Source organism: Streptomyces violaceus, assembly GCF_036014075.1.
Lineage (GTDB): Bacteria > Actinomycetota > Actinomycetes > Streptomycetales > Streptomycetaceae > Streptomyces > Streptomyces violaceus.
This window is the reverse complement of sequence record NZ_CP107911.1, coordinates 8,273,474-8,295,324: the sequence shown is the minus strand read 5'-3', so window position 1 is coordinate 8,295,324 and position 21,851 is coordinate 8,273,474. Positions and strand designations below refer to the sequence as shown.

Here is a 21,851-nt window from a genome sequence, read left to right as displayed (position 1 = left end):
GCCTTCAGCTCCGGCCCCGCCAGAAGCAGGCCGCGGTCGCCCTCGCCGGTACGGGGACACTGAGCACCGCACCGGAGGCCGGGGTCGGTCTCGTGACCCCGTACCGGGCCGTGGTGACGAAGAGGCGGTTGCCGCCGGGGTGCAGGCAGACCGAGGTGGGGTGCGGGGCGGGCACCGTCAGGGTCTGGAGCAGACGGCCGTCCGGGCGGTACCGGCGGACCGTGCCGGCGCCCCACATCGCGACCCACAGGCAGCCCTCGTCGTCGACGGTCATTCCGTCGGGGCTGCCCTCGGCCTCACTCAGACGGGCAAAGGCCTCCGGGCCGCCCGAAAGGTCGCCCGAGACCAGGTCGATCCGGCAGCGGAGGATCGTTCCCGCGGCCGTGTCGGCGAGGTACAGGGTCGTGCCGTCGGCGGTGAAGGCCGGACCGTTGGCGATGGTCAGGCCGTCGAGGACGCGTGCCACCGTGCCGTCGGGGTCCGTTCGGTAGAGCGAGCCCGCGCCATGGGTGCCGTCGTAGGCCATGCTGCCGGCCCAGAAGCGTCCGGCGGGGTCCGCGACTCCGTCGTTCATCCGGCTGGGGAGAGGAGTGCGGTCCTCGGGGCGGTCCAGCCACTCCAGCGCGCCGTCGGGGGTGAGCAGCGCGATGCCGGTGCCCGCGGCGGCGATCCAGGTACCCGGCCGGTCGGCCACGGGCGCGACGGCACCCAACGGCACCTCGAGGGCGGCCAGTTGGCGCACGGCCGGCCCGTCGTCGTCGCGCAACTCGAAGAGCCGGCCGCTGAGGATGTCGACGTACACGTACCGGCCGTCGACCCAGCGGCCGCCCTCGGCGAGTTCGTATCCCCCGTCCACCACGACCACCGTGGGCGCTGCTGTGGATGTCATGTCCGGCCTCCTGGTTCAGCGGATGGTCGTGCCGTCGGGCTGGTCGAACAGACCGAGTTCGTCCTGTGTCGGCAGGCCTTCCCAGTCGCCCCGGGTGGCGACGGCGAAGGCCGCGGTGGTGACGGCCCGGTGCAGCCGGGCGGAGATGTCCGCGCCGTCGAGGAGTCCGGACAGATATCCGGCCACGAAGGCGTCGCCCGCGCCGACCAGATCGACGGCGTCGACCCGGCGAGCCGCACGGTCGGTCGCCCCTTGGGCGGTGAAGCTGGTCGCGCCGTGTGCGCCGCGTTTGACGACCACCTCGTCGACACCTGCGGACAGGAGGCTGTGCACGGCCTCCGACTCGCCCGTATCGGGCCGTTCCAGCACCAGCGGCAGCTCGTCCTCGGAGGCTATGAGCAGGTCGGTGTGAGCCAGCAGCGGCCTGAGGGCGGTGCGGGCACGGTCATGGGACCACAGCCGGGAGCGGTAGTTGACGTCGAGGCAGACGGTCGTGCCGGCGTCGTGAGCCGCCTCGGCGGCGGCCTGGACCGCCTCGGCCGCCGACGGGCCGAGGGCGGGGGTGATGCCGGTCAGATGCAGGACGCGGGTTCCGGGGGCCAGTGCGGGCAGGACGTCGGCCGGTGAGACGGCCGAACCCGCCGAACCGGCGCGGTAGTAACTGACACGTGTGAGTGTGCCCAGGCGGGGTTCGGTCAGCAGCAGTCCCGTGGGCCGGCCGGTGTCGTCGACGGCCGCGTGCTCGGTGTCGACGCCCTCGGCGCGCAGCGTGCGCAGCACCAGTGCGCCGAGTTCGTCCGCACCGACCCGGCCGGCCCAGCGCACCCGGTGCCCGAGCCGGGCGAGGCCGATGGCGACGTTGGACTCGGCTCCCGCCACGGACAGTCCGAGACTGCCGCCCAGCCGCAGCGCGCCCTGGGCCCGGAGGGCCGCCATCGTCTCGCCGAAGGTCACCACTTCCGGTGCGGCCGATGCCGTCACGGCCTCTCCCCCGCGACCACCTTGCGGAACTCGGCCGCGCGGACACGGAGTTGCCCTGCGTCGCCGCCGTCGGCCGCGTCCCCGACGAGCGGTGAGCCGACGCCGACGGCGATGGCGCCCCGGTCCAGGTACGCACGGGCGGCCGGTGCGTCCACTCCCCCCACAGGGACGAAGGGCACGTCGGGGAACGGGTCGCGCAGGGCCCGCAGATAGTCCGGTCCGCCGAGGGAGCCGGGGAAGAGTTTGATCGCGTCGGCTCCCCGTGCCAGGGCCACTTCGATCTCGCTCGGGGTCAGGGCACCCATCAGCACGGGCACGCCGTATGCCTCGAGCCCGTCGACCAGCGCCGGAGTGACGAGGTAGGAGGCACCGGAGTCGACCGCGCGGGCGGCGTCCGCTGCCGAGCGCACGGTGCCGGCGCCCAGCAGGGCGTCGGGGCCCAGGTCGGTGCGCGCCTGCCTGATCACCGTCAGGGCGTCGGCGGTGGTCAGTGAGACCTCGATGGCGGCGACGCCTTCCTCGGCAAGGGTGCGTACGGTGCGCAGGGCCGCGGCGCAATCCTTGCCGCGGACGATCGCCAGCAGGCGGTGGGCGCGGAGCGATTCCACCAGGTTCATGGGAGCGGGCTCTCCTTGTGCGTGGGATGCGGGGGCCTGACGGTGGTCACCACTCGGTGAACGCCCCGTCGGGGCCGCGCCATACGGGGTTGCGCCAGCGGTGTCCGGTCTCGGCGGCGCGGCGTACGGCCTTCTCGTCGATCTCGACGCCCAGGCCGGGACGGGACCCGAGGGCGGCGTAACCGCCCTCGAAACGGAAGGGTTCGGGGTCCATCACGTACTCCAGCAGGTCGCACTGCTGGTTGTAGTGGATGCCCATGCTCTGTTCCTGGATGAGGAAGTTCGGCACGGAGAAGGCGATCTGCAGGCTGGCGGCCAGGGCGATCGGGCCGAGGGGGCAGTGGGGGGCCATGGCGACGTCGTGCGTCTCTGCCAGGGCCGCGATGCGGCGGACCTCGGAGATGCCGCCGGCGTGCGACAGGTCGGGCTGGGCGACGGCGATGCCGCTGGCCAGTACCTCGCGGAAGTCCCAGCGGGAGTAGAGGCGTTCGCCGGTCGCGATCGGGATGTTCGTGGACTCGACCAGGCTGCGCAGGTGGCCCGAGTGTTCCGGCAGGACGGGTTCCTCGACGAACAGCGGGTGCAGTGGTTCGAGGAGGGGCAGCAGGCGACGCGACATGGCGGTGGAGACGCGGCCGTGGAAGTCGACCGCGATGTCCCGCTCGTCGCCGAGCACCTCCCGGACGGCCGCGACGCGTTCGACGACCTCGGCGGTGCGTGCCGGGGTGTCGATGGGGGCGAGTTCGGCCGAGGCGTTCATCTTCACGGCGGTGAAGCCGGCCTTCATCTGTTCCTCGGCGAGCTCCGCCACGTCGCTCGGCCGGTCGCCGCCGATCCAGGCGTACATCCGGACGCGGTCCCGCACCGGGCCGCCGAGGAGGCGGTGCACGGGGGCGCCGTAGGTCTTGCCTGCGATGTCCCACAGTGCCTGGTCGATTCCGGCGACGGCGCTGGAGAGGATGGGGCCGCCGCGGTAGAAGCCGCCCTTGGTGAGGACCTGCCAGTGGTCCTCGATGCGCAGCGGGTCGCGGCCGACGAGGTAGTCGGCCAGTTCGTGGACGGCGGCGCGCACGGTGTCGGCGCGTCCCTCGACCACGGGCTCGCCCCAGCCGGTGATGCCCTCGTCGGTGGCGATGCGCAGGAACAGCCAGCGCGGAGCCACCAGGAACGTCTCAAGTCCGGTTATCTTCAAGGAGTTTCCTTCGGCAGCGTGTCGGTCGCCGCGTCGTCGTGGTCTTCCCCCGCCCGCACGGCCGCCAGGTCGTCGGAGGCCTGGGCCAGGAGCGACGCGACGGCGGCCACGGCGGCGTCCGGGTCGCCCGCTTCGACCGCCTCCAGCAGTTCCTGGTGTACGGGTATGGAGTCGGAGAAGTGCCGGGCGCCGTGCACGATCCGGTCGCGGACCCGCAGCCCGGCCTCGATGACGACCTCCATGCGGCTCAGCAGTTCGTTGTGGGCGGCGTCCAGCAGGGCGCGGTGGAAGGCCAGGTCCGCCTCGACCATGGCGTCCGCGTCCGTCCCCGCCGCCGCCATCGCCTCGAGCGCCTGCCGCATGGCGTCCAGGTCCGACGGCGTGCGGCGGGCCGCGGCGAGCCGGGCTCCGGCGGGCTCGACTATCGCGCGCACCTCGGCGAGGTCCTCCAGGAAGCCGTCGGTCGGAGCGCTGCTGCCCTGCCAGCGCAGCAGGTCGCTGTCGAGGAGGTTCCAGTCGGACCGGGGCCGGATGGTCGTGCCGCGCTTCTGCTTCGACTCGAGCAGGCCCTTGGACGCCAGCACGCGCATCGCCTCGCGGACCACGGTCTTGCTGACCCCGAGCTCCGTCTCGAACCTGACCGGGTCCACCACGGAGCCCGGAGGGTAGTCGCCGCGGATGATGCGCCGGCCCAGCTCCTCCACGGCCTGGCCGTGCAGCCCCTTACCGGGATGGGTCACCACGTTCTCCGTTTCCGCTCCGGTCCTTGTCGCTGATACCGCGCACCGTACGCGCCGCTCACGAGGACTCCTTCATGACGCTCCATCCTCCATCGACCACCAGAGCGGCCCCGGTCACGAAGGAGGCGTCCGCCGACGCCAGGAAGGCGACCGCGGCGGCCACCTCCTCCGGCTGCCCGAACCGCTTGGCCGCCGTGGCCGCCACGCTGCGCGCCCGGTCGGACTCCGGTATCCCCTCCCAGGCGGCGGTGAGGATGGGTCCGGGCAGCACGGTGTTGACCCGGATGTCCGGCCCGTACTCGACGGCCAGTTGACGCCCCAGCGAGCACAGGGCGCCCTTCGCCGCGGCGTAGGCGGCGTGGCCCGGCAGCCCGATGACCGCGTGCACCGAGGAGGTGAGGACGACCGACCCCGACGACTCCCGCAGCAGCGCCGCGAAGGTCTTCATCGCCCGCCAGGCCGGTTTGAGCAGCACGGCCATCTGGCCGTCCCACTCGGCCTCGCTCAGTTCGTGGGCGGGCTTGTTCAGCTGGGCGAAGGCGTTGCTGTGCAGGACGTCCAGCCGTCCGTGGCGCTCCTCGACATGGCGGCCCAGACGCTCCCAGTCGGCGGCCGAGGTGACGTCGCAGCGCAGGTACTCCGCGCATCCCCCGCCGGCCTCGATGTCCGACACCACCGTCTTGCCGGCGGTGTCGTCCACGTCGGTGACCACGACCGTCGCCCCCTCGGCCGCGAGTCTGCGCGCCGTGGCCGCGCCGATCCCGTGCGCCGCGCCGGTGATCACCGCCACGCACCCCGCCATCCTGTGGCATTCCGCCATCGTGCGCCTCTCCCCTTGCTCGCCTGCACCCGTCTGCTGCCTGCACCGGTCCCGGTACTCACACCATCATAGCTGTTTCAATTAATAATGGATATATCTTGACGGGGCGGTGATGGCGCTCCGAGACTGACCGCCATGCGACAGACAGACTCAGTGGCGATCGACGCCCGACGGCGCCTGCGCCCGGCCGGCATCGCCTTCGGCGGCGACTACAACCCCGAGCAGTGGCCCGAGGAGGTGTGGGCGGAGGACGTCGCGCTGATGAAGGAGGCGGGCGTCTCCCTGGTGACGGCCGGGATCTTCTCCTGGGCCAGGGTGGAACCGAGGCCCGGTGAATACGACTTCGACTGGTTCGACCGGGTGATGGACAACCTCGCCGGCGCGGGCGTGGCCGTGTGCCTGGCCACGATGACGGCGTCCCCGCCGCCGTGGCTGTCCCGGCTGCACCCCGAGATCCTCCCCGAGACCGCCGACGGGCGCCGGATGTGGCCCGGCGGACGCCAGCACTACTGCCCTTCCAGCCGCGTCTACCGCGAGCACGCCGTGCGCCTGGTCGAGCGACTGGCCGCCCGGTATGCCGACCACCCCGCGCTGGAGATGTGGCACATCGGCAACGAGTACGGCTGCCACACCCCGATGTGCTGGTGCGACGAGTCGGCGGCCGACTTCCGGCGCTGGCTGTCCGAGCGGTACGGCGGCGTCGACGCCCTCAACGACGCCTGGTCCACGGCCTTCTGGGCACAGCGCTACGACAGCTTCGACGAGGTGCTGCCGCCCCGGCTCGCGCCGACCTTCCCCAACCCCGCCCAGCAGCTGGACTTCGCCCGGTTCTGCGACGACGCGCTGCTGCGGTGCTTCCTGGCGGAGAAGGAGGTTCTGCGGCGGATCACCCCGGACGTTCCCGTCACGACGAACTTCATCGGTGTGCACAAGCCCGTCGACGCCTTCCGCTGGGCGGCCGAGGAGGACGCCGTCTCGGTCGACGTCTACCAGGACCCGCACGACGACAACACGCATGTCTCGGCGGGTTTCATCTTCGACGTCACGCGGTCCGCCCGCGGCGGTCAGCCGTGGCTGCTGCTGGAGCAGGCCCCCGGCGCGGTCAACTGGCGGAACCGCAACGGTCCCAAGCCGCCGGGGCGGATGCGGCTGTGGAGCTGGCAGGCGGTCGCCCAGGGCGCCGACGCGGTGCTGTACTTCCAGTGGCGCCAGTCCCGGGGCGGCGCCGAGAAGTACCACTCGGCGATGGTCCCGCACGGCGGCACCGACACCCGCGTCTTCCGTGAAGTGAGCGAGCTGGGCCACGAGTTGGCATCCGTGCCGCGGATCGCCGGCACCCGGTCCACCGCGGACGTCGCCCTGGTGCTGGACTGGAACAGCTGGTGGGCGCTGGAACTGGACTCGCACCCGTCCACCGCACTGAACCAGATGGAGATCGCGCTCGCCCATTACCGGCCGCTGTTCGAAGCCGGCGTCAACTGCGACGTCGTACCACCCGACCGCGACCTGTCCGGCTACCGCCTGGTCATCGCACCCAACCTCTACCTGCTCAAGGAGCGGGACGCCGCACGCCTCACCGATTTCGTACGCGGCGGCGGCCATCTGCTGGTGTCGTTCTTCTCCGGCATCGTCGACGACTGCGACCGGGTGCACTCGGGAGGATACCCCGCGCCCCTGCGCGAGGTGCTGGGCCTGCGCGTCGAGGAGTTCTGGCCGCTGGCGGAGCAGGACACGGTGGACGTCCGGCACCCGGACGGCACGGTCAGCCGCGCCGACCTGTGGTCGGAGGCCGTCGTGCCCGAAGGGGCGCGGGCGGTGGCCGAGTTCGGCTCCGGCCCGCTGGCTGGGCGGCCGGCCGTCACGCGCCACTCCTTCGGCGAGGGACAGGCGTGGTACGTCGCGACGCGCCTCGCACCGGAGGCCATGCGCGCACTGACCGACGACGTGTGCCGTACGGCGTCCGTCGGCCCCCTGCTCCCCGGACTTCCCGAGCACGTCCAGGCGGCCGTGCGCGAGGGCGACGGCGGACGGTTCGTCTTCCTGCTCAACCACGGCCAGGAAGAAGCCGAGATCCAGCTGCCCGAGCCGATGACCGACGCCCTGGCTCCGGGGGCGCCCCCCGCCGACCGCCTCACGCTGCCGGCAGCCGGAGTGGCCGTACTGAACAAGCCATGAACACCTGCCGAGCCGCACTGGGCACACCGTAGAACCAAAGGGACACACATGGACACCTCAACACCATCAAGGAGAGCCGTTCTCCGGTGGGGCGCCGGGACGGCCGCGGCGCTCACCGCAGCCCCCGCGCTGACCGCCTGCGGCCAGACCGTCGGAGCCGCCCGCACCACCCAACAGGCACCCACGCGCCGCGGCCAGAAGGTCAAGCTCGTCTTCTGGACCTGGGTGCCGATGCAGAAGACCGTCGACCTGTGGAACCGCACGCACCCCGGCATCCAGGTCGAGATGCAGACCATCCCCCAGAACGTGACGGGCGGCTACCAGAAGATGCACGCCTCGCTGACGGCCGGGAACCCTCCCGACCTGGCGCAGGTCGAGTACCACGAGCTTCCCAGCTTCATGCTGGTCAACGGCCTGACGAACCTGAGCGAGTACGGTGCCGACGAACTGCGCGACAACTATGTCCCGTGGCAGTGGCAGCAGGGCGTCTTCGACGGCAAGGTGTACACCGTTCCTCAGGCGTCCGGACCGATGGGACTCTTCTACCGCCGGGACCTCTTCGCGAAGTGGGGCATCGAAACGCCCGCCACCTGGGCCGAGTTCGAACAGGCCGCCCGCGTGGTCAAGGCCCGCGGCAACGGGGCCAGGCTGTGCGCTTTCGCGCCCAACCAGCCCACCTGGTTCGCCGCGATGTGCTGGCAGCGCGGCGCCCGGTGGGTGCGTACCGAGGGCGACACCTGGGTCGTCGACATGGACGACGATCTCTCCCATGAGGTCGCGGAGTACTGGGAGAGGATGGTCCGCGACGGCCTGGTCTTTGTCGAACCCGACATGTCCAACGCCTGGTACAAGCACGTCCAGACCGGACAGATCTCCGCCTGGATCGGTCCGCAGTGGGGCGACGCTCTGCTGCGCGGCAACGCGCCGGGCACCGCCGGAAAGTGGCGGGTCGCCCTGCTGCCCCAGTGGAAGGCGGGACAGAAGGCCTCCGCCAACTGGGGCGGGTCGTCCACCGCCATCCTCCAGGGCAGCCAGCACCCGCGTGAGGCGCTGGAGTTCGCGCACTGGATCAACACCGACCGCCGGGCCGTCGACCTGAACGTCTCCGTCGGCTACGGCTGGCCCGCGGCAGCCGGAATCTTCCGCGGATCGGCGCTCGACAAGCCCGACCCGTTCTTCGGCGGGCAGCGGTACAACGACGTGTTCACGGTGTCCGACCGGGCGATCGACACCTCCTGGAAGTGGTCCCCCACCACGGATGCCGACTTCGCCCAGGTCCAGGACGCCTTCGGCGCCGCCATCGACGGAGAGGGCAGCCTCACCGGTGCTCTGGCCGACGCCCAGAGAAGCACCGTGGACAACCTGCGGGCGAAGGGCCTGAAGGCGAGGAGCGCGCGATGAGCACCACGATCGACCGCACGAAGAAGTCCGTGCCGGGCAGCCGGCGCTCCGCCCGCCCCGACCGGGCGGCATGGGGGTTCCTGCTCCCCTTCGTCGCCCTCTTCCTGTTCACCTTCGTCCTTCCCCTCGGCTACGCGGTCTACCAGAGCCTGCTCACACCGGTCCGCTCCGGCGCTCTGGGCCTGGGCCCGGCCACCCTCGGCTTCGCCGGACTGGACAACTACGCCCTCGCCCTTCAGCAGTCGGCCTTCCTGGAGAGCTTCGCGCGGGTGCTGCTCTTCGGCGTGGTGCAGATCCCGGTGATGCTGCTGCTGGCCACCGCGCTGGCACTGGCCCTGGACACGCTCTCCCACCGCTGGGCGGGCATCCTGCGTGCCGCCTACTTCCTGCCGTACGGCGTGCCCGGCGTCATCGCCTCGATTCTGTGGGGCTTCCTGTACGTGCCCGGCGTGAGCCCGATCACCGACCTGCTCGGCAGGGTCGGGCTCGCGCCCGACTTCCTCGGCTACGACACCGCGCTGTGGTCCATCGCCAACATCGTGATCTGGGAGTTCGCCGGCTACAACATGCTGGTGATCGTCGCCCAGCTCAAGGCGATCCCCCAGGAGCTCTACGAGGCCGCCCGCATCGACGGGGCCGGTGCGTGGCAGACGGCGATGCGGATCAAGCTGCCGCTCGCCCGGCCGGCCCTGGTGCTGACCGGCGTGTTCTCCATCATCGGAACGCTCCAGCTGTTCGCCGAACCGCTGGTCATCAAACCGCTGACCCCGGCAGTCACCAACTCGTACACACCGAACCTGAGCGCGTACAACGAGGCGTTCGCCAACAACAACATCTACCTCGCCGCTGCCGAGTCGGTGATCCTCGCGCTGGTGGCGAGCGTGCTGTCCTTCGGCTTCCTCAGCCTGGTGAACCGCAGGGAAGGAAGGGATGCACGGTGAGCGTGTCCACACCCCGTACCAAGGAGCCGGCAGCCGCCTCCGCCCACGTTCCACAGCCGGCCGGGCGAGGCCGTGACAGCGGTCCGCGCCGTGGCCTGAAGCCCACGCGGATCCTGCTGGTCGCCCTGCTGACCGTCGCGGCGCTCTACTTCCTGCTGCCCGTCTACTGGCTGGTGGTGGCCTCCACCAAGAGCAGTGCCGACCTCTTCGGCAGCTTCGGACTCTGGTTCTCCGATCCGCGGTGGCTGGACAACCTGTCGAAGGTCTTCTCCTACGGCGACGGCATCTTCTGGAGCTGGACCTTCAACAGCGTCCTGTACGCGGGGGTGGGCGGTGCGCTCGCCACCCTGCTCGCGGGCGCCGCCGGCTACGCCCTCGCCGTGTACCGGTTCCGCGGCCGGGAGGCGGTCTTCAAAGTCGTACTCGCCGGTGTGCTGCTCCCCAGTACCGCGCTCGCCCTGCCGCTGTACCTCCTGTTCAGCAAGGTGGGCCTGGCCAACACCTACTGGGCGGTGCTGATTCCCAGCATCGTCAGCCCGTTCGGGGTGTATCTGTGCCGGATCTACGCGGAGGCCGCGGTGCCGGCCGAGATGCTGGAGGCGGCCCGCGTCGACGGCGCCGGCGAGTGGCGGATCTTCGGCACCCTCGTGCTGCGCACCATGACGCCCGCGCTCGTGACCGTCTTCCTCTTCCAGTTCGTCGGCATCTGGAACAACTACTTCCTGCCGCTGGTCATGCTCTCGGACGACCGCAAGTACCCGATCACCCTGGGCCTGACGACCTGGCAGGCCGCGGCCAACCGCATTCCCGAGCTCAACCAGCTCACGGTGGGCGGGGCGTTCCTCTCGATCCTTCCGCTGGCCGCGGCGATGCTCGTCCTGCAGCGTTACTGGCGGTCGGGTCTGACCCAGGGCAGCGTCAAGGGCTGACACACACCGTGGCCCGTGTCCGGCGGGGAACGCCGGACACGGGCCACGGTCTTGCCAGGCGCCTACGACCTGGGATTGACCGCCTTGCGGAACGCTTCGTGGACGAGCTTGGGCCGCTCCTCGGCGAAGGTGAGCAGGCCCATGACGGAGATGCCGTTGTAGGACTGGTTGTAACCGGCCCGCTGCTTGTAGTCCTTGAGGACCCAGTAGGTGAAACCGGCGACGAACTCGCTGCGCTCGGCCACCTGGGTCCAGTGGGCGGTGAAGCGGGCCGCCTGCCACTCCTCCGTGCCCTCGGTGGTGTCGGGGCCGTGGGTGCCGGCCACCGACCAGGTGCCGTTCTCGGTGATCAGGATCGGCTTGCCGGGATACTTCGCGTGCACCGCGTCCAGCGTCGGGCCGAGGTCGGCGTCCTTGCCGTAGAAGTAGCCGAAGTACTCGTTGAACCCGATCACGTCGGCGAGGTCGAAGGCGGGGTCGTTGCTCGTGCTGGAGGCCCAGGTCACGGGCCGGGCGGTGAGGTCGACCGCCTTCACCGCCGCCTTCATGTCGGCGAGCCAGGCGCGGTAGACCGGCGCGCCCTCGGGGTCGATCTCCGACTCGTTCTGCAGGCACCAGAGGATCACCGACGGGTGGTTGTGCTGGTTCCACGCCATGGTCAGGGCCAGGGCACGGGCGAGGCCGTAGCGCTCGGTCTGGAGCTTCTCCTGGGCGGTGTTGAGCCACATGGTGTCGATGTCGTCCATCACCAGCACCCCGTGCTCGTCCGCCCAGTCGTAGACGTACGGGTGACGGTTGTAGACGCAGTTGCGGATGTAGTTGGCGCCCACTGCCGTGATGTGGGCCAGTTCCCGGTCGTACTCGGCGGGCGTCATCGCCCTGCCGTGCGCGGCGGTCTCCTCATGCCAGTTGAGGCCCTTGAGGAAGAGGGGCTTGCCGTTCAGCCGCAACTGCGCATCTTCGGTGGTCAGTTCGCGTATGCCGTAGCGGGTGGAGAGCGTGTCCACCCGGGGGCCCGAGGGCCTCCTGGCGGTCAGAGTGGCGCGGGCGGTGAGGGTGTGCGGCGCGGCCGGGCTCCATCGCGGGGCGCGGGGCACGCCGACCGAGACGCGTACGACGCCGGCGGAGCGGGCCGCGATCCGGGCCGGGACCACGGCCGGCCGGGCACCGCTCTCCCGGCCGGGATCCAGGGTGAGCCATCCGTCGAAGTCGGAGTCACCGTGGTTCTCGACGATCGCGCGGGCCTCGAGGCGCCCGTTCGCTCCGGCCACGAGCAGCTTGGCGACGGTGACCCGCGGAACCGCCTCGATCCAGGCCGAGCGGGTCAGGCCCGCGTAGGGCCAGTAGTCGACGGGCTTGTACGGGATCTCGTGGTCGTCGGTGACCGGCCGGAAAGTCGTCGCCGTGTAGTCGGTGTAGCTCGCCCGGCGGAAGACCCGCACCGCGAGCGTCTGGCGCGTGCCGGGCCGGAGCGCCCCGCCCACCGGAAGGGCGAAGGGCGAGTTGGCGCCCTCGTGCTTGCCGAGGTGCACGCCGTCGAGCCAGACCTCGGCGCTGTAGCCGGCGGCCAGGAAGGCGATGCGCACGTGCCGGGCACGCCAGGACGCGGGAACGTCGACGACGGTGCGGTACCAGGCATAGCCGTCGGCGAACGCCGTGCCCTTGCCGAACGGGCCGGTCTGGGAGCCGAATCCGGGCGTGTCCAGCAGGTCCCAGGCCGACGGCACGTCGATGAGGCCCCACGCCCGGTCGTCGAGGTCCGGGTACTGCCAGCTTTCGTCGAGCCCTTGGTCGCGGGGGTCGAAGCGGAAGCGCCATCGCCGGTCCAGGGACAGGTACTCCCGGGTCGGCTCATGGGTGCGCCAGCCGTCGAAGGCGGGGAGCACGACGCCGTACCGGAAGACGACGTTGGTGCCGCCGACATCGCGCACATGGGTGCCGGAGGGCTCGGTGGCGGGGTGGGTGTCGAGGACCGGGCCGTCGGCGGCGTGCGCCGTGCCCGGCCAGGCCGGCAGGGCGACGAAGCCTGCCGCGCCGAGTGCCGTGACGACGGTTCGCCGGGACGGGTGGGTGGGTGGGGTCATTGGCAGGGCTCCTCAGAGGGCGCAGGCGTTCGTTCGCCCCCTGAGCCTGGACAGCCCCACCACCCCTGTCAAGGATTATTCATAATTAATGAATTGTGGGTTAGCGTGGCTCCCATGACCTCACACCGACAGGCCCAAACGGACCGACTCGCCATCACCCTGTGGGACTTCAGCTGGTACACGCAGGCGGGCCCCGGAGAGCCCTTCGCCGACCTCGACCGCGCCTTCGCCGAGGCCGTGGAGCGGGGCTTCAACACCGTGCGCGTCTGCGCCATGCCCTTCCTGCTGTTCTCCGGGCGCGTCGACGCCCCTGAGTCACCGCAGGTCCGCGGCCTGGGCGAGCGGTTCGGACAGCGCACCCGCTGGTACAACGTGCGCGGCGGCTATCCGCTGGACGGCCGGCGGCGGCTCGTCGAGCTGTTCGAGGCGGCCGCCCGGCACGACTGCCAGGTGATCGTGTCGTCGTGGGAGTACCAGCAGTCCCCCAGCTTCGCCGACACCGACGCCTGGCACCGCGCCCTGGCGGAGGTGCCCGGCCCGGACCGGGCCGAGGCGGTGGCCGAAGCGCTCGCCGGGCTGCTGGACTTCCTCGCCGAGCGCGGCCTTGCCGACCGCGTCGCCTACGTCGAGGTGCACAACGAGGTCGACAACTGCTCCCTGGTACCGGGCGACGGCACCTCCGCCCACTACGCCCGGCTGCGCGGCCCCCTCGAACGCGCCGTGAAGCTGCTGCGGGCTCGCCACCCCGGCATCCCCGTCACGTACTCGCTCGGCGAGCCCTGGCCGGACGAACTCGACGACCTGCCGGAGCAGGCACAGATCGCGCACTTCCACTTCTACGTCTACGGCGTGCTCGGCGCGCTGTACCGGGAGGCGGGGCTCGGCCACGGCACCGAACCGGCGCCCCCGACGGCCTCCTGGCCCACTCCCGCACTGGCCGCCATGCTGCGCCCTGACGCCCCCGCCTTCGCCGACCACCAGCCGGACGAGCCCTGGCGACTGACGGCGACCGGAATCCCGCGCGAACTCTTCTACGCGCACGACTGGGTGGACCCTGACCGCTGGGACCTGTGGCTCTACGAGAACTATTCGGCCCACCGGGACGCCATGCGCGAGACGCTCGCCCAGTGGGTCGACTCCGTCGCCGGCTTCGCCCGTCGCCGCGGCATCCCCGCCGTCCTCGGCGAGGGCGTGGTGGGGTACACCCCTCTTCTGACGCGCTTCGAGGAGGACGCCGTCGGCAAGGACATCGCGGAGTTCGTCGTGGACCGCTGCCTCGCGGCGGGCTTCCGAGGCGTCGTCCTGACGTCCAACGCGGCCCCTCACCACCCCATGTGGCAGACCGACCAGGAGTGGATGCGGCGGGTGAACAGCCGTATCACCGCGGGCTGAACGCGCGCACCTTTTGCCCCTTTTGCGCATGTATCTCACGTCTGAAACCATCGGTAGCAGTAAGGCTTGCCGAGAAGCAGCGCGTCTCGGACACCACCGCCCCGATCAAGTCAGGCCAGGAGGCGGATCATGGCCACGGCGGAACTCGCTTCCGAACGAGAGTCGGACTATCTGTCGCAACTGACGATGGCCGCGGCACGCTATGCGAACCGCGCCGAACAGCGTGCAAGAAACCAGTCCGTCCTCGAGACGCGTGGCGTGCTGTACGCGGACACCCCCGAGCGGGTCGAGAAGCGGCTGGCACGTCTCGGCGCCGACTGGGCCATGGCACGGGCGATCGAGCGGACACCGACCGAACCCGCCAGCGGTGCGGGGAGCACCCTGGGCCTGCCCCCGGAGGGCTTCACCAGTGAGGCGCTGGGGCTGGAGCGCCTCATCGGGCGCAACAACCTCACCCCGGTCGCGTTCCTGGAGGAGGGGGTCCAGGTCTCGCGCTCGGTCGGCCGGATCACCATCAGCGGGCCGGGGGGCGGACACGGCACCGGTTTCATGGTCTCCCCCTCCCTGCTCCTCACCAACAACCACGTCCTGGGCGACACTCAGGAGGCCGGCCGCAGCAAGGTCGCGTTCGCCTTCCAGGACGGCGCCGACGGCAACCCGCTCGTACCGGCTGTCTTCCAGCTGGAGCCGCTCCGGTGCTTCGTCACCGACCGGGCGCTGGACTACACCCTCGTCGCGGTGGCCCCACGCGGTGCGCAGGGAGAGGCGCTGTCGTCGTACGGCCGGCTGATCCTCAGTGAGGCACAAGGCAAGGCCGTCATAGGGGAGTTCGTCAACATCATCCAGCACCCGAGAGGCGAGCCCAAGCAGATCGCGCTGCGCGAGAACCAGATCGTCGACGTACTGGAGCGGTTCCTGCACTACGAGTCCGACACCCGTGAGGGGTCCTCGGGTTCTCCGGTCTTCAACGACCAGTGGGAAGTCGTCGCGCTGCATCACTCCGCCGTTCCGAAGACCGATGCCGAGGGCCGGCCGCTGAGCGTCGACGGCACGGTGTGGCGGCCGGAGATGGGCGAGCAGCAACTCGCCTGGCGGGCCAACGAAGGGGTGCGGATCAGCCGTGTGCTGCGGTCCCTGCACGAGGCGCCGCTGACCGGTGAGGCGGCAGTGCTGCGGGACGAGGTGTTCACCACGGGGCTCGACCCGTCTCCCGAGAAGAACACGCCGCCGATGCCGTCCTTCACCGGCAGGCCCACCCTGGCGAGTACCAACGGTTCACAGGCCGGGGTTCAGTCTCACGCGGCCGACGGTTCCGCTCAGCTCGTCCTCCCGCTGCGGATCACCCTCGACTTCGACACCTCCTCGCTCCCTTCGGCCACCCTCTCGGCTCCCCTGCCCGCACTCGCGCCGACCCCGCAGCCGCCCTCGGCCGGACGGCCGGACATCGTCACAGCGGTCGGGAAGGACGTCGACGCGGCCCTGGTCAACCACCGGTTCGCCCGGGAACGTCCCTACTACAACCGGTCCGCGGACGCCGCCGCACGCGCCGCGTACTACGCGAACGTCCGCACCGACGACGGCGACGCACTGCGCCGCGCGCTGACGACGCTGCTGACCGAGACCCATGCGCCCAAGCCCAGGTACAAGCCGATGCGGCTGGTCTACCCGTGGGTCGATCTGCACAAGGACGGACGGCTGCGTAGCATCTACTCCGGCCAGGAGTTCTCCGCCGAGGAGCTCATACGGGCCGACGCGGCCGTGGAGGAGGCCCGGCTGGCCCGCGAGCAGGAACTGCTGTTGCGGGAGCGCACGGCGGGACCGGCGGAATTCGAGGCCGAGTTCCGCGCGCTGGAAGCCTCCCTGCCGTTCAACTGCGAGCACGTGGTGCCGCAGTCGTGGTTCCACGAGAAGGAGCCCATGCGGGGCGACCTGCATCATCTGTTCACGTGCGAGTCCGGCTGCAACAGCTACCGCAGCAACTTCCCGTACTTCGACTTCCCCGACTACGAGGAAACCGTCCGGGACGCGTGCGGAAAGCGCGAGAGCGTGGGATTCGAGCCTGAGAAGTGCAGGGGTGTGGTCGCCCGCGCCACCCTGTACTTCCTGTTGCGCTATCCGGGGCAGATCGGCGACGTCGCGCAAGAGTTCCCCGAAGACCGGCTGCCCGTCCTGCTGCGGTGGCACGAGGGCGAGGCAGTCACCGAGTACGAACTGCACCGCAACGCGGCCATCGCGGAGCTGCAGGGCAACCGGAATCCGCTGATAGACCATCCCGAGTGGGCCCGCGCGATCGACTTCTCCGGGGTCTGGCCCTGAGACCTGCGTCAACTCGCGCCGGACAGCTCTCTACTCGGCGTCGCCCTGGTGGTCGGCCCAGACATAGCTTTCGGGGAGCAGGTCGGTGATACGGACGGTTCGGACGCGGTCGTCCCCGCCCACGATGACCTCGAGGGCGGGAAAGTAGTCGAGAAGGACCTGACGGCACCGGCCGCACGGAGGGACGACCCCCCGGTCGCGATCTCCCACGGCGACGATCGTGTCCAGCTCGTGGACCCCCTGGGCGGCTGCCGCGCCGATGAGAGCCAGCTCGGCGCAGGGGCCTCCGGTGAAGTGGTAGACGTTCACCGCCGTGACGATCCGCCCGTCCCGAGCGCGGGCCGCGGCCGCCATGGTGTGCTGGTCGCCCCGGCAACGAGTGCGGGCGACATGAGCCGCCGCCTCGATGAGTTCGTGGTCGACGTGGTGCGTCTGCGTGGTCATCTTCTCCGCTTTCGTCAGGTCCTGTTCCGCGACGGCGACGCCGAGGGCTGCCTCGTCGGTACCGAAAGGATCCTCACGAGTGTCGGTGATAGGCCTTGTTGGCGATGCGCCAGCTGTCGCCGGCGCGGACCAGCAGGAAGATGTCGGTGAAGGTGTCAGCTCCGTGTCGCAGTGTCATGGTGGCGGTCGCGACCGTGCCGTGGACGTCCACGGCATCGATACGACGGGAGCGGGCCGGTTCGTCCGGGGCCGGGCGGCCCGGGAAGAGAGCGCAGTACTCGTCCAGGCGCCAGGAGACGAACACCCCGTCCCGGATTCCCTCGATGTGCGCGGTCGGCAGGAACGCCTCGCGAAACTGGGTGGGGTCGCCGGTGGCGTGCCCGCGCATGTAGCCGCGCAGCGGTTCGAGCACGGCGTCCGCCACGGCGGGGGCCGTGGCGGCGACGGCGATGTCGGCCTCGGGGTCGGCGGGAGTGTCGGCCAGTCCGGCTGCGCCGCGCAGCGGGGTGTTCGACGCGGCGGCCAGCAGAGCCATGTCCTTGGCCAGCGCACCGATCGTGAATTCGGCCGTGACAGCGGCCGATTCGCCGACGAGGAAGGGCCTCTTGGCGGTCACGAGTCCGCCGAGCCGGCCGAGTTCGAGGACGTCCAGCACCTGGGCGCGGGGCAGGCCGAGGGCGTCGGCCTGCCGCAGCGAGTCGCGCAGCGCGAGGACGGCCCCGGCGAGGCTGTGGTTGGCGATCAGCTTGAGCGCGGCGGCAGTGGAGGCGTCGTCCACGCGTCGCACGGTGCCCAGCGTTTTTAGAACCGGCCGGGCGCGGTCGAGCGCGTCCGGGTCACCGGCGGCGAGAATCCGCAGCGCGCCCGCGGCGGCGGCCGGCACGGATCCGAGCACGGGCGCGTGGACGTAGGAGGGGCCGAGTCGCCGGGCCAGCTTCGCCGCTTCGGCGGGGGCGACGGTGCTGGTGTTCAGCACGATCGTGTCCGTGCGCAGCGCGTCACGGACCTCGTCGAGGACCTGCCGGCAGGCCGGGCCGTCGAACAACGCCAGGAGCACGAGGCCCGCCTTCGCCACGGCCTCGTTCGGATCGGCGGTCGTCTCGACAGCGCCTGCCGTGCGCCCTGAGCGGGTCCAGCCGACGACGTGCCGGCCCTCGGCCGTCAGGCGCGTCGCCATCGCGTCGCCCATGCGCCCCAGGCCCAGGACGGCGATCGTGTGTGGTGTGGTCATGCGCGCCACAATCGTGCACCGCGTCGACTGCGACAAGCGCAGATTTCGCAGCCCTGCCCTGCGGAGCTCGCATACCTGCTGGTCATACTGGCGCCATGGAGTTGACGGTGTGGCGAACCTTCGTGACCGTGTGCCGACTCGGGTCGCTGTCGGCGGCGGCCGCCGAGCTCAATCACACGCAGTCGGCCGTCTCCCGGCAGATCGCCGGACTTGAACGGCAACTCGGCGTGCCCCTGATGGAACGCCATGCGCGTGGCGTCCGTCCGACGCCCGCCGGCGAGGTGTTCCGGCGCCACGCCCTGACCACGCTCAACGAGGCCGACCGTGCCGTTCGCGCCGCGCGAGACGCTCATGACGGGGCCTTCAACCGGCCGCTGGCCGTCGGTGCGACGCCTTCTCTGGCCACGGGGATCGTGCCCGAAGCCGTCCGGGCGTTGCTGCGGGAGACCGGATCCGTCCGGTGGAGCCTGCTCCCCGCCCTGAGCCCGGAACTGCACCACCGCGTGCTCGACGGCGATCTCGACATCGCCGTCGTCACCGACGCACCACCGGGGCTGCCCCAGGACCCACGGGTCGAACGACGGTTCCTCGGGCTGGACGACATGGTCGTGGCACTGCCCGTCGACCATCCGCTGGCCGGGCGCGGTCCGGTGCACATCCACGCCCTGGCCGACCAGACCTGGGCCGAGGACAATGACGGCTCGGCGGCGCTTCTGCGCCAGCACGCCGCCCGCGCCGGAGTCAGCGCCCGCATCGACCTCGTCGCGGCCGATCTGCCCGGCAAGCTGGCCCTGGTCGCGACCGGTCACGCCATCGCGCTCATACCCGGCGTGCTGACGCGCGCCCTGCGGACCGACGTCACCACGGTGGACCTCGTCGACCCCCCGGCCCGAGGCATCTACACGATCACCCCACGCCGCGACCCGCACCCCTGCGCGGGGCCCCTGCTCGACCACCTCGCCACGGCGTTCGCCTCGATCCGTCCGGCGGCGGCCCAAGCCGCGCCGCTCAGCGGTCCAGTGCGGGCAGCCGGTCCAGACCGGTCTCGAGCATGATGCGGTCGACGGTCTCGTGCAGGGCACTGCCGGCGCCGATGACGGTCTCGGTCCCGCCCGGCAGCAGATCGAGCGGCCGGTGCCAGTCGCGCAGCTGTGCCTCGCCGACCTCGTCGGCGATCGGTTTGGTGGCGTGCCGGGCGAGGGTTTCGGCGAACGGCACGTCCAGGTAGTAGCCGTGGGTCGGGCCCCGGTGGTCGGCGCGCAGCCGGGCGAGCATGTCGCCGTAGCGGTCGGCGTAGAGGATGCCTTCGACCACGACGTGGAATCCGGCGTCCAGCGCGTAGCGGGCCGTCAGGTCGATCAGGCCGATGTTCGCGGCACCGGGCCGGTCGCGCTCGCGCAGGACGACGCGGCGGAGGTTGTCCTGGCCGACCAGGGCCAGGCCGCGGCCGAACTTCTCGCGGAGGCCGACTGCGACGGACGACTTGCCCGAGGCGCTGTTGCCGCGCAGGACGACCAGCCGGGTTTCTTCGGTGCCCACCATCACGGCGGTCACGTTACCGACGGTGCCTGTCCACCGACCGGGTCACGGGCGACTTCACTCCGCACGTTGATCTCGACACGGCTCTCCCGACCGCGGAGGTGCGGACACGAAAGGGGTGCCCCTCCAGGTCGGCCGTATGTGACAGGCCCCATGTCGTCACAGGTCAGGCGGAGTTGGGCGGACGGAGGTGGAGGGCGTACTGCGGTTCCATGAAACCGTTCGGGCCCTGTCTAGCGGGCCCCTCCGCGATGTGAACCGCCCAGTCGAGGATCTGTACCGCCGCCCCCGCGGCCTCCAGCCCTTGGCAATGCGCGTGGTGCCTGCGGGCGATGCCGTCCAGGTCGAGATGGCGGCCGAAGGCGGGGTGGGCGGCGAGCCGTCGGGCGTAGGTCCACAGGTGCGGGTGGTCGGCGATGCGGTGGACCGCGGCGGCGTCGAGGTGCAGTCGGTGCACGGTGTCGAGCTGGACCAGGGCCACCCACAACCGCACGTCGGCGGCGGTCAGTTCATCGCCCAGGACGAATTCCTGGGCGGCGAGGCGCCACTCCAGTGAGCCCAGGACCCGGAGGAGGGAGCCGAGGGCGGTGTGGCGCGCCGCGGCGTCGGTGTCGGCCTGCCCGGCGTGCTGTGCGGCCTCGTTGACGCGGTAGTCACAGAGACGCCTCCTCGTCCCCGATCACGGCCTGGTCGACGGCCCGGGTGCCACCGGACAGTCCGATGACCCGCTGGTAGGACGGAAACCGCTCGTAACGGGGCTGGCGTCTTACACCCGCGCGACAAGCCACCGGCCGCTGATTGGCTCTCGACCCGGAACGGCACGCCGGGAAGAATGCGGATCCGCGATGCCGTGCTTGAAGGGGTTGTGATGCAGGTCGCCGTGGTCACCTTCGACGGGTTCAACGAGCTCGACAGTTTCATCGCTTCCGCGCTGATCAACCGCTGCCGCAAGGACGGCTTGGAGGCGTTCATCACGACGCCGACGCCGGTGGTCACATCGATGAACGACGTCGAGGTGACCGGGCAGCGCCCGATGGAGTTCGTGACCGAAGCCGATGTCGTGCTGATCGGCAGCGGGGTGAAGGCCCGAGAGGTCGTCGCCGACGACCGGCTGGTCTCCCGGCTGCGGCTCGATCCTTCGCGACAGCTGATCGGCGCGCAGTGCTCCGGCGCCCTGGTGCTGGCCCGGCTCGGGTTGCTGGAGGGCAGGCCGGCGTGCACGGACCTCAAGAGCCGGCCCTTCGTCGAAGCCTCCGGCGTCACTGTGCTGGACGGTCCGTTCCACGCCGAGGGGAACATCGCCACGGCGGGCGGATGCCTGGCGTCCCAGTACCTCGCGACGTGGGTGATCACCCGCACGCTCGGGGAGGACGCCGCACGCGGCGTCCTCGACTACGTGGCTCCGGTCGGCGAGAACCAGGAAACGGTCGAGCGCGCACTGCATGCCGTCCACGCGGGCGAGGCCGCACTGCGCTGACCGTTCAACCACGCGATCGCCGGCGCCGGCCGGGAAACCGGCGCGAACTGCACGCCCTGTTCAGGTCCCCGCACGTCGAGAAGCCGAGCAACCTATCGTTGCGGTCATGGTCTTCAACTCGACGACGGAACCCTCCGTCTTCCACGCGGCGTTCCGCGATCAGTTCGAGATCTTCCTCGATGAGCATCGATCCGCGCTGCACGACAGTCTCAACGGGCTGACCGAAGAGCAGGCGCGCCGGTCGCTGGTCCCGTCCAAGACCACGCTGCTCGGCCTGGTCAAGCACGCCACGTTCGTCGAGAAGGTCTGGTTCGATGAGGCGATCACCTGCCGGCCCCGTAGCGAGATCGGCATTCCCGACTCGCCCGATGAGTCGTTCGACCTCCACGAGGACGACACGGTCGCCTCGGTCCAGGGTGCCCATCAGCAGGCGTGCGCGGCGTCCCGCCGGGCCACGGAGAAGCTGACGCTGGACGACCTCGTACGAGGCAACCGCCGGGGCCCACTTCCCCTGCGCTGGGTCTACCTCCACACGCTGCGCGAGCTGGCCCAGCACTGCGGCCACGCCGAGATCCTTCGCGAGCAGATCATCGGCGACACGATGCGCCACGGCTGATCCGGGGCGCCGGCCTGGGCGCCGCTCCCGGGTCCCGTAGGGTCAACATCGTTGTACCGCGAGGGAC

General features: G+C 70.9%; 19 protein-coding genes and 1 pseudogene. 9 read left to right on the top strand and 11 right to left on the bottom strand.

The window, feature by feature from the left end:
- Nucleotides 1–4: 4 nt before the first annotated feature.
- The 6 genes from OG542_RS37385 to OG542_RS37360 are packed head-to-tail and all read right to left on the bottom strand — an operon-like array spanning nucleotide 5 to nucleotide 5,221.
- Nucleotides 5–889: an SMP-30/gluconolactonase/LRE family protein gene (locus tag OG542_RS37385; RefSeq protein WP_328416855.1), complete on the bottom strand. Its 885-nt coding sequence runs from the start codon at nucleotides 887–889 to the stop codon at nucleotides 5–7.
- A 15-nt stretch (nucleotides 890–904) separates the two neighbouring features.
- Nucleotides 905–1,825, bottom strand: coding sequence for a sugar kinase (locus OG542_RS37380; RefSeq protein WP_328418267.1), 921 nt, complete (start codon nucleotides 1,823–1,825; stop codon nucleotides 905–907).
- Between the two features lie 41 nt (nucleotides 1,826–1,866).
- Nucleotides 1,867–2,487 (bottom strand): bifunctional 4-hydroxy-2-oxoglutarate aldolase/2-dehydro-3-deoxy-phosphogluconate aldolase, encoded by a 621-nt coding sequence (locus tag OG542_RS37375; RefSeq protein WP_328416854.1) that lies wholly within the window; start codon nucleotides 2,485–2,487, stop codon nucleotides 1,867–1,869.
- A gap of 46 nt (nucleotides 2,488–2,533) precedes the next feature.
- Entirely contained in the window at nucleotides 2,534–3,679 is a 1,146-nt protein-coding gene (gene dgoD / locus OG542_RS37370) for a galactonate dehydratase (RefSeq protein ID WP_328416853.1), read from the bottom strand.
- Nucleotides 3,676–4,422, bottom strand: coding sequence for a FadR/GntR family transcriptional regulator (locus OG542_RS37365; protein WP_193478720.1), 747 nt, complete (start codon nucleotides 4,420–4,422; stop codon nucleotides 3,676–3,678). The genes dgoD and OG542_RS37365 overlap by 4 nt, the downstream gene beginning before the upstream one ends.
- Nucleotides 4,423–4,477: 55 nt before the next feature.
- Nucleotides 4,478–5,221: an SDR family NAD(P)-dependent oxidoreductase gene (locus tag OG542_RS37360; protein ID WP_328418264.1), complete on the bottom strand. Its 744-nt coding sequence runs from the start codon at nucleotides 5,219–5,221 to the stop codon at nucleotides 4,478–4,480.
- Between the two features lie 153 nt (nucleotides 5,222–5,374).
- Here OG542_RS37360 and OG542_RS37355 point away from each other — a divergent pair, with 153 nt between their 5' ends.
- The 4 genes from OG542_RS37355 to OG542_RS37340 are packed head-to-tail and all read left to right on the top strand — an operon-like array spanning nucleotide 5,375 to nucleotide 10,685.
- On the top strand, nucleotides 5,375–7,414 hold the full coding sequence (locus tag OG542_RS37355; RefSeq protein ID WP_328416851.1) for a beta-galactosidase: 2,040 nt from the start codon (nucleotides 5,375–5,377) through the stop codon (nucleotides 7,412–7,414).
- 48 nt (nucleotides 7,415–7,462) lie between these two features.
- Nucleotides 7,463–8,815: an ABC transporter substrate-binding protein gene (locus OG542_RS37350; protein ID WP_328416849.1), complete on the top strand. Its 1,353-nt coding sequence runs from the start codon at nucleotides 7,463–7,465 to the stop codon at nucleotides 8,813–8,815.
- Nucleotides 8,812–9,756, top strand: a complete 945-nt coding sequence (locus OG542_RS37345; protein ID WP_328416847.1) for a carbohydrate ABC transporter permease — start codon at nucleotides 8,812–8,814, stop codon at nucleotides 9,754–9,756. The genes OG542_RS37350 and OG542_RS37345 overlap by 4 nt, the downstream gene beginning before the upstream one ends.
- Nucleotides 9,753–10,685, top strand: coding sequence for a carbohydrate ABC transporter permease (locus tag OG542_RS37340; protein ID WP_408057823.1), 933 nt, complete (start codon nucleotides 9,753–9,755; stop codon nucleotides 10,683–10,685). The genes OG542_RS37345 and OG542_RS37340 overlap by 4 nt, the downstream gene beginning before the upstream one ends.
- 62 nt (nucleotides 10,686–10,747) lie before the next feature.
- Here OG542_RS37340 and OG542_RS37335 read toward each other — a convergent pair whose 3' ends face one another.
- Nucleotides 10,748–12,769 carry a glycoside hydrolase family 2 protein gene (locus OG542_RS37335; RefSeq protein WP_328416845.1) on the bottom strand — a complete coding sequence of 674 codons (2,022 nt, stop codon included), beginning with the start codon at nucleotides 12,767–12,769 and terminating at the stop codon, nucleotides 10,748–10,750.
- A gap of 114 nt (nucleotides 12,770–12,883) precedes the next feature.
- On the opposite strand from OG542_RS37335, the gene OG542_RS37330 reads away from it, so the two are divergent.
- A complete protein-coding gene (locus OG542_RS37330) occupies nucleotides 12,884–14,161 on the top strand; it encodes a cellulase-like family protein (RefSeq protein WP_328416843.1) in 1,278 nt (425 codons plus the stop codon).
- 129 nt (nucleotides 14,162–14,290) lie between these two features.
- Nucleotides 14,291–16,477, top strand: coding sequence for an endonuclease (locus tag OG542_RS37325; RefSeq protein WP_328416841.1), 2,187 nt, complete (start codon nucleotides 14,291–14,293; stop codon nucleotides 16,475–16,477).
- 30 nt (nucleotides 16,478–16,507) lie between these two features.
- Here OG542_RS37325 and OG542_RS37320 read toward each other — a convergent pair whose 3' ends face one another.
- Nucleotides 16,508–16,921: a cytidine/deoxycytidylate deaminase family protein gene (locus OG542_RS37320; protein ID WP_311129761.1), complete on the bottom strand. Its 414-nt coding sequence runs from the start codon at nucleotides 16,919–16,921 to the stop codon at nucleotides 16,508–16,510.
- A gap of 73 nt (nucleotides 16,922–16,994) precedes the next feature.
- Nucleotides 16,995–18,161: a nuclear transport factor 2 family protein gene (locus OG542_RS37315; RefSeq protein WP_328416838.1), complete on the bottom strand. Its 1,167-nt coding sequence runs from the start codon at nucleotides 18,159–18,161 to the stop codon at nucleotides 16,995–16,997.
- Nucleotides 18,162–18,247: 86 nt separating this feature from the next.
- Here OG542_RS37315 and OG542_RS37310 point away from each other — a divergent pair, with 86 nt between their 5' ends.
- Entirely contained in the window at nucleotides 18,248–19,207 is a 960-nt protein-coding gene (locus tag OG542_RS37310; RefSeq protein WP_328416836.1) for a LysR family transcriptional regulator, read from the top strand.
- Here OG542_RS37310 and OG542_RS37305 read toward each other — a convergent pair.
- A complete protein-coding gene (locus OG542_RS37305) occupies nucleotides 19,161–19,694 on the bottom strand; it encodes an AAA family ATPase (protein ID WP_311130504.1) in 534 nt (177 codons plus the stop codon). The genes OG542_RS37310 and OG542_RS37305 overlap by 47 nt on opposite strands.
- A 163-nt stretch (nucleotides 19,695–19,857) precedes the next feature.
- Nucleotides 19,858–20,355 (bottom strand): annotated as a pseudogene (locus OG542_RS37300) (glutathione S-transferase C-terminal domain-containing protein); the annotation flags it as partial.
- A 204-nt stretch (nucleotides 20,356–20,559) separates the two neighbouring features.
- Here OG542_RS37300 and OG542_RS37295 point away from each other — a divergent pair.
- Complete coding sequence (locus tag OG542_RS37295) at nucleotides 20,560–21,168, top strand: DJ-1/PfpI family protein (protein ID WP_328416834.1); 609 nt, start codon at nucleotides 20,560–20,562, stop codon at nucleotides 21,166–21,168.
- Between the two features lie 106 nt (nucleotides 21,169–21,274).
- Nucleotides 21,275–21,784, top strand: a complete 510-nt coding sequence (locus OG542_RS37290; protein WP_328416832.1) for a DinB family protein — start codon at nucleotides 21,275–21,277, stop codon at nucleotides 21,782–21,784.
- The last annotated feature ends 67 nt before the right edge of the window (nucleotides 21,785–21,851 follow it).

Coding starts and splice junctions, on each gene's coding strand:
- OG542_RS37295 (WP_328416834.1), top strand. CDS start 20,560: ATGCAGGTCGCCGTGGTCACCTTCGACGGGTTCAACGAGCTCGACAGT.
- OG542_RS37290 (WP_328416832.1), top strand. CDS start 21,275: ATGGTCTTCAACTCGACGACGGAACCCTCCGTCTTCCACGCGGCGTTC.
- OG542_RS37385 (WP_328416855.1), bottom strand. CDS start 889: ATGACATCCACAGCAGCGCCCACGGTGGTCGTGGTGGACGGGGGATAC.
- OG542_RS37330 (WP_328416843.1), top strand. CDS start 12,884: ATGACCTCACACCGACAGGCCCAAACGGACCGACTCGCCATCACCCTG.
- OG542_RS37335 (WP_328416845.1), bottom strand. CDS start 12,769: ATGACCCCACCCACCCACCCGTCCCGGCGAACCGTCGTCACGGCACTC.
- OG542_RS37380 (WP_328418267.1), bottom strand. CDS start 1,825: ATGGCGGCCCTCCGGGCCCAGGGCGCGCTGCGGCTGGGCGGCAGTCTC.
- OG542_RS37360 (WP_328418264.1), bottom strand. CDS start 5,221: ATGGCGGGGTGCGTGGCGGTGATCACCGGCGCGGCGCACGGGATCGGC.
- OG542_RS37310 (WP_328416836.1), top strand. CDS start 18,248: ATGGAGTTGACGGTGTGGCGAACCTTCGTGACCGTGTGCCGACTCGGG.
- OG542_RS37375 (WP_328416854.1), bottom strand. CDS start 2,487: ATGAACCTGGTGGAATCGCTCCGCGCCCACCGCCTGCTGGCGATCGTC.
- OG542_RS37325 (WP_328416841.1), top strand. CDS start 14,291: ATGGCCACGGCGGAACTCGCTTCCGAACGAGAGTCGGACTATCTGTCG.
- OG542_RS37320 (WP_311129761.1), bottom strand. CDS start 16,921: ATGACCACGCAGACGCACCACGTCGACCACGAACTCATCGAGGCGGCG.
- OG542_RS37345 (WP_328416847.1), top strand. CDS start 8,812: ATGAGCACCACGATCGACCGCACGAAGAAGTCCGTGCCGGGCAGCCGG.
- OG542_RS37350 (WP_328416849.1), top strand. CDS start 7,463: ATGGACACCTCAACACCATCAAGGAGAGCCGTTCTCCGGTGGGGCGCC.
- OG542_RS37355 (WP_328416851.1), top strand. CDS start 5,375: ATGCGACAGACAGACTCAGTGGCGATCGACGCCCGACGGCGCCTGCGC.
- OG542_RS37305 (WP_311130504.1), bottom strand. CDS start 19,694: ATGGTGGGCACCGAAGAAACCCGGCTGGTCGTCCTGCGCGGCAACAGC.